The organism is Soehngenia sp. (assembly GCF_055108775.1).
Map to the genome: position 1 here is coordinate 1 of NZ_JBSQIL010000039.1, position 17,087 is coordinate 17,087.

Annotated in this window: 12 protein-coding genes and 1 pseudogene; 11 read left to right on the forward strand and 2 right to left on the reverse strand. The window is 29.7% G+C overall.

Annotated elements, in window-relative coordinates:
• Window positions 1-139 precede the first annotated feature (139 nt).
• The gene (locus ACTB1H_RS06125; protein WP_463261954.1) at window positions 140-1,549 is read left to right on the forward strand and encodes a sodium-dependent transporter; all 1,410 of its coding nucleotides are present in this window, start codon (window positions 140-142) and stop codon (window positions 1,547-1,549) included.
• A 44-nt stretch (window positions 1,550-1,593) separates the two neighbouring features.
• Here ACTB1H_RS06125 and ACTB1H_RS06130 read toward each other — a convergent pair whose 3' ends face one another.
• On the reverse strand, window positions 1,594-2,478 hold the full coding sequence (locus tag ACTB1H_RS06130) for a peptidylprolyl isomerase (RefSeq protein WP_463261955.1): 885 nt from the start codon (window positions 2,476-2,478) through the stop codon (window positions 1,594-1,596).
• Window positions 2,479-2,615: 137 nt separating this feature from the next.
• Between ACTB1H_RS06130 and ACTB1H_RS06135 the strand changes: the two genes are divergently transcribed.
• The 7 genes and pseudogenes from ACTB1H_RS06135 to ftsH all read left to right on the forward strand — a co-directional run bounded on the left by ACTB1H_RS06135 (window position 2,616) and on the right by ftsH (window position 13,786).
• The gene (locus tag ACTB1H_RS06135) at window positions 2,616-4,364 is read left to right on the forward strand and encodes a diguanylate cyclase (protein WP_463261956.1); all 1,749 of its coding nucleotides are present in this window, start codon (window positions 2,616-2,618) and stop codon (window positions 4,362-4,364) included.
• Between the two features lie 23 nt (window positions 4,365-4,387).
• On the forward strand, window positions 4,388-4,936 hold the full coding sequence (locus ACTB1H_RS06140; protein WP_463261957.1) for a GNAT family N-acetyltransferase: 549 nt from the start codon (window positions 4,388-4,390) through the stop codon (window positions 4,934-4,936).
• Window positions 4,929-7,004 (forward strand): stalk domain-containing protein, encoded by a 2,076-nt coding sequence (locus tag ACTB1H_RS06145; RefSeq protein WP_463261958.1) that lies wholly within the window; start codon window positions 4,929-4,931, stop codon window positions 7,002-7,004. Before ACTB1H_RS06140 ends, ACTB1H_RS06145 begins: the two co-directional genes overlap by 8 nt.
• Window positions 7,005-7,338: 334 nt before the next feature.
• Window positions 7,339-7,524, forward strand: a pseudogene (locus ACTB1H_RS06150) (glutaredoxin domain-containing protein); the annotation flags it as partial.
• 111 nt (window positions 7,525-7,635) lie between these two features.
• Window positions 7,636-11,340, forward strand: coding sequence for an efflux RND transporter permease subunit (locus tag ACTB1H_RS06155; RefSeq protein ID WP_463261959.1), 3,705 nt, complete (start codon window positions 7,636-7,638; stop codon window positions 11,338-11,340).
• Window positions 11,330-11,938: a TetR/AcrR family transcriptional regulator gene (locus tag ACTB1H_RS06160; protein ID WP_463261960.1), complete on the forward strand. Its 609-nt coding sequence runs from the start codon at window positions 11,330-11,332 to the stop codon at window positions 11,936-11,938. The genes ACTB1H_RS06155 and ACTB1H_RS06160 overlap by 11 nt, the downstream gene beginning before the upstream one ends.
• Window positions 11,939-11,947: 9 nt before the next feature.
• On the forward strand, window positions 11,948-13,786 hold the full coding sequence (gene ftsH / locus ACTB1H_RS06165) for an ATP-dependent zinc metalloprotease FtsH (protein ID WP_463261961.1): 1,839 nt from the start codon (window positions 11,948-11,950) through the stop codon (window positions 13,784-13,786).
• Between the two features lie 3 nt (window positions 13,787-13,789).
• Here ftsH and mnmH read toward each other — a convergent pair whose 3' ends face one another.
• Window positions 13,790-14,818, reverse strand: coding sequence for a tRNA 2-selenouridine(34) synthase MnmH (mnmH, locus tag ACTB1H_RS06170; RefSeq protein ID WP_463261962.1), 1,029 nt, complete (start codon window positions 14,816-14,818; stop codon window positions 13,790-13,792).
• A gap of 89 nt (window positions 14,819-14,907) precedes the next feature.
• Here mnmH and ACTB1H_RS06175 point away from each other — a divergent pair, with 89 nt between their 5' ends.
• The 3 genes from ACTB1H_RS06175 to ACTB1H_RS06185 are packed head-to-tail and all read left to right on the forward strand — an operon-like array spanning window position 14,908 to window position 16,985.
• Window positions 14,908-15,756, forward strand: coding sequence for a DMT family transporter (locus ACTB1H_RS06175; RefSeq protein WP_463261963.1), 849 nt, complete (start codon window positions 14,908-14,910; stop codon window positions 15,754-15,756).
• On the forward strand, window positions 15,756-16,499 hold the full coding sequence (locus ACTB1H_RS06180; RefSeq protein WP_463261964.1) for an acyl-[acyl-carrier-protein] thioesterase: 744 nt from the start codon (window positions 15,756-15,758) through the stop codon (window positions 16,497-16,499). Before ACTB1H_RS06175 ends, ACTB1H_RS06180 begins: the two co-directional genes overlap by 1 nt.
• Window positions 16,500-16,985, forward strand: a complete 486-nt coding sequence (locus ACTB1H_RS06185) for a methylglyoxal synthase (RefSeq protein ID WP_463261965.1) — start codon at window positions 16,500-16,502, stop codon at window positions 16,983-16,985.
• The last annotated feature ends 102 nt before the right edge of the window (window positions 16,986-17,087 follow it).

Here is a 17,087-nt window from a genome sequence, read left to right on the forward strand (position 1 = left end):
TGAGTTATACACATTTTGACACTGTATATATACCCAAAATGGGGGGAATCTAGCCATTTCAATATAAAAAAAGGCAGTAAATATGCGAGTTGTAGAGTTTTGCAACGAGCTACTAAATAATATATAAGGAGGTATATTAATGGAAGGGAAAAAACGTGATAATTGGACCAGCAGTATAGGATTTATATTTGCAGCAGCAGGTTCAGCCGTAGGCTTAGGAAACATCTGGAGATTTCCTTATCTAGCTGGTGCAAATGGTGGAGGAGCATTTATTTTAATTTATTTAATTTTTGTTGTTTTTATTGGCTTGAGTGTTATGATAGCTGAATTTACTATTGGAAGAAGATCGCAATTATCAGCTGTTGGCGCTTATAAAAAAGTTAATAGAAGATTCACCTTTGCGGGAGTCATAGGTGTTTTAAGTGCATTTTTAATCATGGGATTTTATCCAGTTGTTGGTGGTTGGTCTATAGCCTATATTATAAAATCTTTTACAGGGTTATTGGCTAATGAAGGAGCCATAGCTGAAAGTTTTGGCAATTTTATAACTAGTCCGGTTCAACCACTTTTATGGATGGTAGTTTTTATGTTTCTTAATTTATATATTGTTGCTAAAGGTGTTTCTTCAGGGATTGAAAAAGCAGGAAAGATTTTAATGCCTACATTGTTTGTTCTTTTAGTATTGATTGGTATTAGAAGCGTAACATTACCAGGTGCAAGCGAAGGTCTTAAATTCTTGTTTTATCCAGATTTTAGCAAGGTTACAGGGGAGACATTCCTGAATGCTCTGGGTCAGCAATTTTTTTCACTTAGTTTAGGAATGGGTTGTATGATAACCTATGGAAGCTATATAAGTAAACAAGAAAGATTACCAAAAAATGCAGTAATAATTACAGCATTAGATACATTGGTTGCTTTACTTGCAGGTATAGCTATATTTCCAGCACTGTTTGCTTTTGGATTGCAACCAGATCAAGGGCCTGGTTTAGTATTTATAGTTGTACCACAAATATTTTCTGAGATGGGAGCAATTGGGCCAATATTATCAGCTATTTTCTTTATTGCATTGACAATAGCTGCTTTAACTTCTTCGATTTCGTTACTTGAAGTGGTAGTTGCTTATTTAATTGATGAAAGAAAATTTAATAGAACAAAAGCTGTTATATCTACGGGTTTAGTGATGACAATAATGTCAGTTTTAGCTTCACTATCTCTAGGAGCATTCCCGAACTTAAAAGTCTTTGGAGTAGCAGTATTTGACTTTTTCGATATATTAACAGACAAAATATTCTTAGCAATAGGTGGTCTATTAATAGCAATATTTGTTGGATGGTTTATGAACAAAGAAGATTTGAAAGATGAATTGACAAATGGAGGAAGTATAGAATTTGGGCTTTTCAATATTTGGTATAATTTAGTTAAATATGTAGTTCCAGTCGCAATTGCAATTGTAGCTGTACTTGGAATAATTGCAATAGAACAAACATCTTTAATGATTTTTGGTCTTTTAGTGATATTACTATTAGCAATTTTCTCTAAAAAACTATAAAAGTGAGTATAATAATAAACCGTGTCTTAAGACACGGTTTATTATTAATTCGTTTTTAAATTGTTAACTATTGTGTATTTAGACATCACATTTTCGTACCAATTAGGATATTCTTCTTGTATTTTTTTGTTTCTCAAAATATCCTTTATTTCTTCTTTAGAATCTTCAAGTATAGCTTCTTTAGCTTCAACTTTATCTGTAACTTTAATTATATGATAACCATAATCAGATTTAACTGGTTCGCTAATTTCATTAACATTTAATAAAATTGCTGCATTATAGAATTCTTCTACCATCTCTCCTTCTCCGAAATACCCAAGATCTCCACCATTAGCTGCTGAAACCGTATCTATAGAATATTCTTTGGCTAAATCTTCAAAAGATTCACCTGAGTTTAATTTTGATAATATTTCATTAGCTTCATCTAATGAATCCAATAAAATGTGGCTCGCTTTAATTTGAGAAGGTTTATTAAAATCTTCCTTATTCTCATTAAAATATGACTCTATTTCCTCATCTGTAATAGTTATTGAAGGCTCTATTAATGCTTCAATACTTAAATTCATTTTAATGTTTTTTCTAAATTCATCCTTTGTGAATCCATAGTATGCTAATGCTTGTTCCATAACCGCTTCACTGCCATAAGAGTCAATAGCTTTCTGATACTCTGCATCTATCTGATCTTGAGAGACTTCTATATTGTTTTCCTTAAGTTCAAGTTCAATAATTTTTTGAAGTATTAACTCATTCAATGCATTTTCACCGTTTTGGCTGACTAAATAGTCATACAATTCGTCTTTTGTGATATTAACATCATTTACTTTTGCCACCACTTCTTCTGAACCGGCACTGCTACAACCAGCTAATAATAAACTCACTAAACTGATTAATAGTAGCAGTTTAATAAAACCCTTTTTATTTGTCTTCATTATATTTCCCCTTTCTTCAATTTGTTACTATGTAAGTATAACACAAAAATAATATTAAGGTATAAGATATTTGTGAAAATTTGATGAAACTTGTATTATTGGGTATAAATAATAAAAATATATAAGGGGTCCTTATTATGAAGGAGCTATTTAAATCTATAAAAGTGTCAAAGGAAGCATTTGCAATAATAGAAATCTCTAAAAATGATCAAGATGCTAATTGCAGAATCATTAAAACTAGTGAATTTTTTGAGGAAATTTCTAAATTATTTTTTGAAAATAATAATTTAGAAATTGAGAAAGATTTATCTAAAAATTGTTATAATATTGTAAACCAATTGAAAAATAATTGCATAGTAAAATATATAAATAATAATTCTCAAGTTTTGGAATTTGAGCTCTTAACATTGAACAATGATATAAATGTTATTTTTGCAAGGGTTTTTGAATTAAGAGATATTATCGATGAATTGATAGGCATAGATTTTAAAAATTTACCATTTTTATTTTTAATTGTTGATACAGATAATAAAAAAGCAATATACATATCGGAGAATTATAGTAAGTTTATTGGACAATTTCAAGATGACATTACATATGATTTAAATTCTTTTTTAGATAATTGCATAGATAGTATTTGTAAAGATTTTCAAACCGAAAATAATTTATATAGTAGATCTAAAAATGATCGTTTGATAATTAAGCAAAAACTTTTAAATAACTTGAAAGAATCTAGAAATATCTTAGAAATAGGCATACCACTGTTAGGCGATGATAAAAAGGTTCAGACAGTAATTGTAATGTTGGTAGATTTATTTGAACTTGAGGATTATAGTAATGAGAAAGACAACCCATTTTACATAGATCAACTTACTGGTGTTTATAATAGAAATTATTTGAATGTAGCAATTCATAAGATGAATAAAAGTAAATATTCAGCTATTTCTATTATTTTTGCAGATATTGATGGATTAAAATTTGTAAATGATGGCTTTGGTCATGACTATGGAGACAAGTTAATTATGGAAGTTTCATCAATACTTAAGGATTCAACAAGAAAAAGTGATATAATAGTTAGATATGGTGGAGATGAATTTATAATATTTCTACCAAATACAGATTTTTCAGAATTAAATCATGTTACTAAAAGGATAAATGATTCGATAAATTATTTTAACAATACTAATCAGTTAAATCCAATGAGAATAAGTTTATCTATTGGGTCATGCACAATTTACTCTGATGAAATAACAATCGATGATGGAATTAAAAAAGCTGAGGATTTGATGTATACAGAAAAACTTAAGCAAAGAACTAATGTGCAGAAAACATATATTGACGCCATACGTGAAGTCTTACAATACAAAGAACCTACAACAAACGATTTAAGCGAATTTTTAGATGAATTGACAATTAAATTAGGATTAGAACTTAAATTTGAAAAGGATTTAATAGAAATGATCAGAGTTCTATGCAGAGTTAATGATGTAGGAAAGATAACGATAGATACAGAAATATTAAATAAGCCTAATAAATTAACAGATAAGGAGTGGGAGGTATTAAAGAAACATCCTGAAATGGGATATAGAATAGCTATGGCTACTAAGGAACTATCTAATTTAGCAGAATACATATTATATCATCATGAGAGATGGGATGGTTTAGGGTATCCAAGTGGCCTAAGTGCTGAGTCTATTCCAATTTATTCAAGAATTGTAGCAATAATTGATTCATTTAGCTCAATGATAACTGAAAAGCCTTATAGAGAAAAATTAACAATAAATCAAGCTATTGATGAGCTTCGTTCAAATGCAGGAACACAGTTCGATCCGTTTCTAGTAGAATTATTTATTAAGATATTAAATGAAAATAGCGACAAAAACTAGAGAATTTAAAAGAGGTGTTATTTTTGGAAGAAATAAGAACAGATAGACTTTTAATTAGGAGATTTAAATTAACAGATTTAAGTGATTTTTATTATTACGCAAAAAATCCTAACGTAGGGCCAAATGCAGGGTGGGATTATCATAGGTCAAAAGAAGAATCTCTAGATATTTTAAAAAATTTTGTGATAAGTGATGAGGTGTGGGCAATAGAATATTTTTCAGAAAAAAAAGTAATTGGATCTATAGGACTACATAAAGATAGGAAAAGAGACAATAAAGACGCTAAAATGCTAGGATATGTATTAAGTGAAGACTATTGGGGAAAAGGAATTGCTACTGAAGCAGCAAAATCAATAATTAAATATGCTTTTGAAGAACTGAACATAGATATTTTATCAGTATATCACTATCCTTTTAATGAAAGAAGTAGAAATGTAATCCTAAAATGCGGTTTTAATTTTGAAGGGATTTTAAGAAGAGCTACTGTAACATATGATGGAAAAATATATGATGATTGGTGTTATTCATTAACTAGGGAAGAATATTTTAAATTAGGTGATAAAAGTGAATAAGTATAGTAAGTTTATAGGATTGATATTGCTCATGTTCATAATTTTATTTAGTGGGTCTAATGAGACTTTAGCTACAGATATTAAAATTGTTATAGATGGTAAAGACTATTCATCTGTTGCAAAACCAATAATTAAAGACAACAGAACTTTGGTACCATTGAGATTTATAACAGAAAAATTGGGGGGCGAAATCGAATGGGATGGAATTAATAGAGCTGTTTATGCAAACAAAGGCAATAAGTCAATTAATTTAGTAATAGATAGTAAATTAATAAAATTTGATGACAGAGATTATATTGTAATAGATACTAATCCTATTATATATAATGATTTTACTTATGTACCATTAAGGGTTATAGCAGAAGCATTTGACATTGGTATATTCTATAATGAAAGAACGAAAACAGTAGAGATCGACACAAATAAAGGCACAACTAGAAATAAATACTATGATATAAGTATGAATTCTTTAAGTAATGGAGAAATGATTAAAGGAAGAACAAAAATAGATTATAACATTGCAGAAAAGTATAAAAGTTCAGCAAGTTATATCAGATTATTACTAGTAGACCCTGATAATCATGTGGCAGAGGTTGTCAATCAAATAAATTTTGTTGGTAGCAGTTTAGAATATCTGCCATATATAGAACATAATGGAGACAATATATTAGTTTTGGCAGTCTATGACGTTAATAACAATCTCATAGCCGCCACTGCTAATAGTGTATTTGTTAATGTAGATCCACAAATATCAATAGTTGAGTTAGAAAAAAATAGTCAGTTCACAAATAAACTAAGTTTAACACCCGAGACAAACTTTTCGCTATTGAAAGTTGAATATACTCTTTATAATGAGAGAACTAATAAAGAAACAATACTAGAAAACAAAGATCCCTATGGGAATACGACATGGTATCCATCATTTAACGATAGAGGCAGTCATACAGTAATTGCTAAAGCTTTTGATTTAAATTCAAATGTTGTTTCAACAAAAGAATATAAAATAAATCTTGAAGTTGAAAAGAAATTAGAATTATCTGGAATAAAACAAAATTCTATAGTTAACAAACCCATTGTTTTGAATGCTGTTAGAAACTTTGATTGCTTAGAAACTCAATATATTCTAAGAGATATAAAAACTAAAGAAGAAAAAATATTGGCTACACTACCTTATGGGAGTCTAAAATACGTGCCAATACCAAATGATTCAGGAGAAAAAGAATTTTTAGTTAAAGTAAAAGATACCTCCGAAAAATATATAATATCCAATCCTATAAGAGTTACAATAGATGGCAAACCTAATCTATACTTAAATGGAATAGGCCCAAATGAAATTGTACTTTCTGAAGGGAAAAAAATATATGTAGACAGCAATGTCAATGTTAAGGATGTAAAGGTAGTGATATCTAACGATGAAAAAAATATAAAAAGAATTTTAAATTCGAATTCTAAAGAATTAGTGTTTTTACCTCTAACATCAGACTCTGGGAATTGGACGGTATATGCAACAGCTGACTATAATGGTAAAACAATAAAAAGTGAAACAATAAAGTTTAAAGTTTATACTGGGCAAACATATGGGCCTTATAGTATTAGCGCCAAAGAAAATTATATCAATTTTGTAAGTAATTTGGCTAAAAAGTCAAATAATCAATTGATGTCAAAATCTTTTAAAGTGGCACAATCTATATTAGAAACAGGCTGGGGGCAAAAAGTACCTTCTGACAAATACACAGGGGTAAAGTCAAACAATTTGTTTGGAATTAAAAGTAAAAATGATGAACCTTATATCATTTCAACAACATGGGAAGTATATAATGGAACAAAATATATTATTGATGCTAAATTTAGAAGATATAATTCGGCGCAACAAAGCTGGGATGATCACATAAAATTTCTTCTAGATAATGATAGATATAACCCATTCGAAGAGGTTATGTACGATCCATATAAAGCATCTTGGGCAATCAAAAGATGTGGCTATGCGACAGATCCAATGTATGCTATTAAAATAATAGAGCTTATACAAAGATATAATCTAGGTTATTTAGATGAAAAAATTTTTTAGCTAAATAATTACTAATTATTAATATTGAAATGTTTATATATATGAAAAAGTTGGTATAATCAAGACAAAGATTATATTGTTGTATTATTAAATTTCAATTTAATTAATCAGATAATGGTCAAATAATTTTTATTTTAAGAATTACATGATATTTTTAATCAAATAGAAGACATAAAATGGACTTTACAATTGTTATTTAAATTTTAGCAATTAGATATAACAAAAAAATTATGCATCATATTTCATAATTATTAGATAGGATAAACCTAATATTAATGGAGGGGTAGATATGGAAATAAAAATATATTCAACACCTACTTGACCATGGTGTACTAAAGTAAAGGATTACTTAAAACAAAATGGTATAGAATTTATTGAATATGATGTAACAAAGGATTATAACAAGGCTGTAGAGATGGTTCAGAAATCAGGGCAAAGAGGAGTGCCAGTAATTGATATCGACGGAAAGATAATTATTGGATTCGATAAAGCCAGTATAGATGAGCTATTAGGTTTATAAAAAGTAGATTTCTACTTTTTATAAACCTTTATATTTAGTGGACAAATGCAAGTTATAATTTTATAATGTTCTATGACCGACCAGTCAGTCGAAAATAAAGGAGGACAAAAAATGTTACCTAGACTAAGTGTTAAAAGGCCTTACACAGTATTTGTTGCAGTAGTTCTTGTACTTGTGTTAGGTGTAGTATCTTTTATGAATTTAAAAACTGATTTATTACCAAATCTTGAACTTCCTTATGTACTTGTTATGACAGTTTACCCAGGAGCAAGTCCAGAAGAAGTAGAAGCGGCTGTTACAAAGCCTATTGAGCAGTCTTTATCGACGATTAACGATGTAAAGAATGTAAATTCCATTTCAAATGAAAATCAGTCCATAGTTATTTTGGAATTTAATTCTACTGTAAATATGGATTCTGCTATTATTGAAATTAGCAGTAATTTGGATATGGTAAAAAGTGGCTTTAACGATTATGTTCAAAGTCCTATGGTAATGAGATTAAATCCAGATATGCTGCCAATAATGGTAGCATCTATCGACATTGAAGGCAAGAACACAAAAGAGATATCAAAAATTGTAAACGAGGAGATAATTCCTCAATTTGAAAGTGTTGCTGGAGTTGCTTCTGTTGATGGACAAGGATTAGTAGAAGAAAAAGTAGAGGTAATGCTAGATCAAGAAAAAATCGATAATTTGAATAGCCAAATATTAAAAAAAGTTGATTCAAAGCTAGCAGAAACTGAACAGCAATTAAACGATGGGAAAAAAGAAATTGAAAACGGGATTAGCCAAATTGAATTAGAAAGAGAAAAGCAACTAGAACAGATAAATAGTGGGCTAGAGAAAATTAATTTAGCTAAAGCCGAATTAAACAAAGCTGAAGATAATATATATCAAGGGTTACAGCAACTTTATTCCAGCAGAATAGATTTATCTAAAGCTTTAGATGAGCTAGAAAATAAAATTAAAGAATTGTCAATTATGGAAGCTGTACTCACAGCAAGTGGAGGTACAAACCCTCAGTATCCAGGACAAACTTTAGAGATGGTGAGAGCTCAAAGAAACGCTTTGGAAGCTAACAGAATGGAATTAAGAAATAATCTTAGTGAGATTAATCAAAAGATTGATGAATTAGAAAAACAAAGCAATGAAATTAAATCACAGAAAATTGAACTATCACTACAAGAATCAAATTTAAATAGCGGTAAGCTAACACTCAATACACAATTAGATAACGCTAAATCACAATTACTTGATGCTCAAAAGGAACTTGAAAAAGGTTTTGAAGAATTTGAAAAAGCAAGAGAAGAAGCTTTTAAGAAAGCTTCGCTTGATGGAGTCATAACAAAGAGCATGGTTTCTCAAATTTTAGCTGCACAGAATTTTTCAATGCCAGCTGGATATATTAGTGATGAAAATGGAAGATATGTTGTAAAAGTTGGAGATAAATTTTCAGATATAAATGATATTGAAAATTTATTATTATTTGATACTGGAGAAGATTTGATAGGTAAGATATATCTAAAAGATGTTGCTGAAGTAGATATGAAAGACAACCTAGATGATATCTATACAAAAGTTAATAATAATGATGCTGTTATGTTAATCATGCAAAAACAAAGCAACTATTCAACGTCTGAAGTTGCAAAAGGCATCAGAGATAAAATGGATGAGATAGTATCTAGAGATAACTCTATACACTTCACGCCTTTATTGGATCAAGGAATATACATTGATATAGTAATAAATTCGGTATTGAATAATATATTAGTAGGTGGTATATTAGCAATTTTAGTTCTCTTCATATTTTTAAGGGATATAAGACCAACATTAATTATTGCTTTATCTATACCAATTAGTATAGTTTTTGCTATCACTTTAATGTATTTTAGCGGTATTTCTATGAATATAATTTCACTAGCAGGTCTAGCACTTGGAGTAGGAATGCTTGTAGACAACTCGATTGTAGCAATAGAAAATATATATAGACTAAGAGGGGAAGGATATTCTTCTATAAAAGCATCTGTTATTGGGGCTAACCAAATTGCAGGAGCTATAACAGCTTCAACTTTGACAACTGCAGTTGTATTTTTGCCTATAGTGTTTACTCAAGGTATTTCAAGACAACTTTTTACAGATATGGGATTAACTATTGCATTTTCACTATTTGCAAGTTTACTTGTAGCACTTTCACTCGTGCCTACAATGTCGTCTAGCATATTATCAAAATCAACTGAGAAAAGAACATTTATATTTGATAAATTAATCAATATTTATGAAAATGTTCTTAGATTCGCTTTAAAATGGAAAGCTTTAGTTTTGATTGCAGCAGCTGTACTACTTGTATTAAGCGGTATATCAGCTTATTCAAAAGGTACTGAGTTTATACCTGCTATGGAGTCGCCACAAATGTTAGTTACAGTAGAAAGTCCTAGTGAATATTCCTTAGAAGAAACCAAAGAAATGAGTAATTCCTTAATAGATGAAATATTAAAAATTGAAGGAATTAATACAGTTGGTGCTTTCCTAGGAGGAATGCAAGGAATTGGGCAAAATAACAATCAAATAACAATGTATATCTTGCTTGACGAAGAAAGTGTAGTAAAAAATGCTGACATAAAGATGGAATTAGAAAAAATAGCAGAAAATATGGATATAGAACTACAAGTATCTGAATCAAATATGGATATTACTGCTATAGCTGGCTCAGGAATTGAAATAGTTATAAAAGGGGCAGAACTTGAGACCTTGAGGGAAGTATCTGAAGATGTAATAGATATTATGAGCCAAGTAGAGGGGATAACAAATATTACTAATGGATTAGAAGAACAAAATAAGGAATTAAAGATAACTGTTAATAAAGAGCTAGCAATGGAAAACCAATTAACAGTTGCACAAGTTTATTCTCAGATAGCTGATATTATTGGAACTCCTAGAACAGCTACTACAATTTCAAATGTCCAAGATGAATATCCAGTAATTGTTTTGGATAGCATATATAAGGAATTTACAAAAGAAGATATTGAAAATTTTGAACTTACGATACCTAACACTGATGAAAAAGTAAAATTAACTGATATTGCTTCGATATCAGAAGAAGATGGTATGAATTCTATAAACAGACAGAACCAATCAAGATATATTTCTGTTAGAGGGGATATAAGAACCGGATATAATATTGGTATTTTGAGTAGAGAATTACAAGATAAATTAGATGTTTTAGATTTGCCGGATGGATACTCAGTACAAATTGCTGGTCAACAAGAGCTTATATCAAATTCAATGAGTGATCTAATCAATATGCTTATATTGGCTTTGATATTTGTTTATTTAATTATGGTTGCACAATTTCAATCATTATTGTTGCCGTTTATTGTAATGTTCACAGTACCTTTAGCTTTTACTGGTGGATTATTTGCACTATATTTCACAGACAAACCAGTTAGCTTAATAGCTATGTTGGGACTTGTTGTTCTTACAGGTGTTGTTGTAAACAATGGTATTGTGTTTGTTGATTATACAAATCAACTTAGAGATAAGGGAATGAACAAAGTTGAAGCATTAATTTTAGCTGGAAAAACTCGTATGAGACCTATTTTGATGACCGCAATAACAACAATTTTGGGCTTAACTACTCTTGCATTTGGAATGGGTATGGGCTCAGAAGTATTACAACCTTTAGCATTGGTTGTAGTTGGAGGATTAGCTTATGCAACAATTTTAACTTTACTCGTAGTACCTTGCATGTATGATTTATTAGTAAGAGATAAGAAAAGAAGAGTTGCAGAAGTTGAGGATGAGCTTAATGAAATCTAGGAAGTATAATAATAAAGAAATAGCTGTATTTGATGGATTGTTTACTTTGCTAAAACAAGGTAAAAATTTATACAATATAAAAGTATCTGAAATCGCGAAAGCTGCGAATATTGGAAAAGGTACTATCTATGACTATTTTGATAGTAAAGAAGAGGCCATATATATGGCTCTTCTTTACTATATCAATAATGAAATGACTAAAATTCTTAAAGAAATCGAAAAAATCCAGCCATTTAAGGAAAAAATATATAAATTATTCGAAATAATAGAACAAAACATTGAGGGAAAATATTCAACAATCAAGACATTACTATCTGCAGGGGACATAGAAACTATGTATAATATATTTGAAGAAGATGAAAATTTAATTGATCTATTCATGGATTATATGGCTAAAATTTCTTCGAATATTATTAGCTCTGGAGAAAAAGAAGGTAATATAAATATTGAACATTCTTACTATTATAAAAGATCTGCAATTAAATGCATTTTGATAGAATTTGCCAGCTATGTAAGCCATAAAGACTGCTATAGTGATGTAACTACTGATATGGCCAAAGATGTTGCATATACTCAATTAATTAAGATGTTAAGATAGGGTGAAAATATGAAAAAAAGTAATAAGCCTAATAAATCTAAAAAACCAATTATATTTTATTATTTAATAGCATTAACGATTATAATTGTAATAAATTCAATTATTATACCAAGGTTTATGGGGCAAGAGGTAAAGACAATAGATTATGGAAGTTTTTTAGATAAACTAGAAAATGGAGAGATTCAAGAAGTTGAAATAACAGATAAAGAAATTTTCATAAAAGAAAAATCTGATACAGATGTAATCTATACAACTGGATTGATAAATGATCCTGATTTAGTCGAGAGATTATATAGTTCGGGTGTAATTTTTACTAAAGTTGTATCGGACAGTACTCCATCATTTTTAGCTAATTTGTTATCTTGGGTCATTTCAATTCTTTTCTTTATTTTGCTGGGAAGATTTCTTGGCAGAATGATGCAAAAGAGAATGGGGGGAGGAGATGTACTTTCCCTAGGGAAAAGCAATGCTAAAGTTTATGTTGAGTCTAAAACAGGGAAGACATTTGATGATGTAGCAGGACAAGAAGAAGCAAAAGATGCACTTAAAGAAATTGTTGATTTTTTGCATAATCCTGGGAAATACAAATCAATCGGAGCAAACCTTCCTAAAGGAGTACTTTTAGTGGGGCCTCCTGGTACTGGGAAAACTCTTCTTGCAAGAGCAGTTGCGGGAGAAGCTAATGTTCCTTTCTTTTCGATATCGGGATCTGAATTTGTTCAGATGTTTGTTGGTATGGGAGCAGCAAAGGTAAGGGATTTGTTTAAACAAGCTCAAGAGAAAGCACCTTGTATTGTGTTTATTGATGAAATTGACACAATAGGAAAAAAGAGAGATGATTCTGGTTTTAATAGCAATGATGAAAGAGAACAAACTTTAAATCAACTTCTTTCTGAAATGGATGGATTTGATGGGAAAGAAGGTGTGGTTATACTTGCTGCTACTAATAGACCTGAGTCTTTAGACAAAGCATTGTTAAGACCTGGAAGATTTGACAGAAGAGTACCCGTCGAATTGCCTGATTTAGCAGGGAGAGAGGCTATTCTAAAAGTTCATGCAAAGAAAGTTAAAACCGAAGATAATTTAGATTTTAATGCAATTGCTAGAGCTACTGCAGGGGCATCTGGGGCTGATTTAGCTAATATTATAAATGAAGCAGCATTGAGGGCAGTAAGAATGGGCAGACAAAAAATAATTCAAGAGGATTTAGATGAGTCAGTTGAAGTTGTAATAGCAGGTTATCAAAGAAAAGGTGCCGTAATATCTACTAAAGAAAAACGAATAATAGCATTTCATGAAATAGGACATGCTCTAGTAGCTGCAAAGCAAACTGATTCAGATCCAGTTCATAAGATAACTATCATACCTAGAACATCAGGAGCATTAGGCTATACAATGCAATTGGCAGAACAAGAGAGTGTTTTGATGTCAAAGGAAGAGCTATTTAATAGAATTGTTACGATAACAGGAGGCAGAGCAGCTGAAGAACTAGTTTTTGGCAGCATAACATCTGGTGCATCAAATGATATTGAACAAGCAACTAAAATAGCAAGAGCTATGGTTACAAGATTTGGGATGAGTGACAAATTCGATATGATGGGTTTAGAGACTGTAAATTCCAAATATTTAGCAGCAGATCCTTCTTTAATATGCTCTGAAGAAACATCTGCAAAAATCGATTCTGAAGTGTTAAGAATAATAAAAGAAGCACATGAGAAAGCTAAAACTATTTTGAATAATAATATGGATAAGTTGATAGAATTAGCAAATTATTTATTGGAGATGGAAACAATGACTGGCAATGAATTTATGGAGATATTAAATAAAAAAAATGAAAGCTTTGCATAGCTTTCATTTTTTTTGCTTCAGTAACAGATATAAATTTTTAGCAGTTTCATTAGCATCTTGATTTTCAAATATATAAGCATAATTTTTTATAGTTTTTTCATATAATGGGTCATAATAATCTATGACTATATTTTTAATTGCCTCTTTATAATTTTGGTTTTTAATCAGGCGAATCATATCATCAACCCATTTATTTCCCATACGTTCTCTTAAGTGATTCATTGAATTTATAATTTCTTCATCACAATTAATTGCATATTCTTCAAGTATATTATTAATTCTAATTTCAATAGGTGCGGTTATTTTAACATGAATGCCATTTTTAATTTTCAAAAATAATTTTTCAGGAATAGAACATTTTCCTATAGATCTGCTTTCACCTTCGACAAAAATAAAATTTGAGTTTCTTTTATAAAGAGTGTCGAAAATTAATGATTCAAACATTTTTTGACTATTTTGTTTGCCTATTCCGATATTCCCAAAAACAGATCCCCTATGGTTAGCACAATGTTCTAAGTCAAGGACATCTGCACCCATTTTTTTGAGCTCATCCAAAATTTTTGTCTTTCCTGTTCCGGTGTTACCGTAAAGAACAATAAACTCCACATCTTCAATTAAACTATTCAAATTATTGTTTATGAAAGACCTGTATCCCTTATATCCACCAATTAGCTTACTTGCATTCACGCCTATACTTTGCATTAAAGAAGTTAAACTAGTGCTTCTATACCCACCTCTAGCACAAAAAAAGATAAGATTCTTATGTTTTTTTTCGAGTTCAAAAATTTTCTTAGAAAGAGATGGTAGTTTTTTTGACACAAGCTCTATACCTATTAGTTTTGCTTCATCATGACTTATTTTAGTATATGCATAGCCAACTATTTCTCTTTCAGCATTGTTTAACAAAGGAATATTAATTGCTCCTGGTATAGTATAATCAGAAAACTCACTTTCAGATCTGACATCTACTAATAGGTATTCAACATCTTTATATCGAGTTAACAAATCATCATAAGTTAAATTTATTTGCACATATTTTACCTCTTTCAACTAGAAATTTTGCAATATATATTATATACTAATTTTATCATATGTAAAGTTTTTGAAATATGGAGGATTTAATGATAGATCAACATAAAAAATCGATTCTTTATATAGTATTGTCTGCAATTTTACTTAGTACAGGAGGAGTATTATTAAAATTTGTAAATTTGGAACCTATGCAAATTGCAGGTGCTAGAGCAATAGTATCATCAATTGTGGTATTGATATATGTAAAAAAACCCAAATTTACGTTTTCAAAAGCACAATTAAGTGGTGCTTTTAGTTATTCATTCATGGTTATAGGATTTATCGCTGCCAACAAACTTACAAATGCTGCAAACGCAATAGTTTTACAATACACAGCACCTATATGGGTAGCAATTTTAAGTCATTTTATATTAAAAGAAAAAATACATAATTATGATATTTTATCAATTATTTTCATAACAATAGGTATGGGTTTAGTGTTTATGGACGATATTGGTGGAGGAAATATTAAAGGGGACATTTTGGCAATAATCAGTGGTGTTTTTTTAGCCATTGTAACAGTCTCTCTGCGATTTCAAAAAGATGAGTCCCCAGTAGAAACTACTTTACTTGGTCATATAATAACAGCAATAATCGGAATATTTTTTTTAAGAGGAATTGAGTTCACAATCTATGATATTATAGGCATATTAGCATTGGGCATATTTCAGCTAGGGATATCATATATATTGTATTCAGAAGCAATAAAACATGTTGATGCTATTGAGGCAAGCGTATTGATGTTTATTGAACCAATTTTAAATCCTATTTGGGTATTTTTAGCATTTGGAGAGCTACCGGGGAGATTAGCACTATTTGGTTGTTTTATAGTATTGATAAGTATTTTGCTAAGAGCTATTGTTTCATCAAAAAGCAAAACAATAAAAGGAGTTAAGTAATGAGCGTGTATTCAAAAGAATTTATTGTACCATATTATGATACTGACATAGAAAATAAATTAAAAACTGAAATGATTTTAGCGTACATGGCAGAAACATCTTCGTGGCATGTAGATTCATTGGGTATAGGATATGATATATTAAAAGACAATAACTTTGCTTGGCTACTTAATAGATGGGAGGTTAATATTTCAAAACATCCTAAAGCTAAAGAAAGGATTAAAGTATATACCTGGACAACTGAATTTAACAAGTTTTATGCATTTAGAGAATTTAAGATGACATTACATAATGGCGAAGAAATAGCAAGAGCATCAACTATATGGATATTTGTAGATTCTACAACAAAAAAACCTAAAAGAATACCAGAAGCAATGGTAAATATATTTTCAAAAAGTGAAAATAAAATGGTAGAAAGGGTTATAGACTTTAAAAAGTCTTTTACCTTGCCATATTCCAACGACAAAAAAATAATAATCAGAAAATCAGACATAGATAACAATAATCATGTTAATAATGTTAAGTATCTTGAGTGGTTAATTGAATCTACTGATGATAAGTTATTAAAAACACATTCTATAAAAGATATTTCTATTGAATATAAAAAAGAGGTTCTTTTAGGGGACACACCAATAGTTAGCTCTTATATAAGGGAAATCAAAAATGGCATTATAATAAACTATAAAATAAGTACTAGAAAGACAGACAATGTCTTTGCACAATTAGAATTGGAGGTTAAATAAATGATAAATAATAAAGAAGAGACAATAAAAATTAACAAAAAAAAGAACATAGCACTAATTGCTCATGATAATGTAAAAGATGAATTAATTAAGTGGGTTAATAGTAATTTAGAAGAACTATCAAAACATAATCTATCTGGGACAGGAACTACAGCTTCTTTAATAGAAGAAAAGACAGGATTGGCTGTTAAAAAATACAAATCAGGCCCTTTAGGAGGAGATCAACAAATAGGAGCTAGAATAGCTGAAGGCGAGATCGACTTTATGATCTTTTTTTGGGATCCACTAGAAGCCCAACCGCATGATCCTGATGTGAAAGCATTATTAAGAATAGCTGTACTTTATGATATCCCAGTTGCAAACAATAGAGCCACGGCAGATTTTCTTTTAACATCGCATCTAATGCATGAGGAATATTATAGACACACATTTGATACTGGATATGACACCGAAGAAAGAATAAATAAATTTAAAAACAGTTTATAGAATAATGATGGATAAATATATTAAAATCGAAATTTAAATTTTCAAAATTCAGAAAAATACAAAGTTTTATATTAAATAATAAAAATAAAAAATTTTGATAAA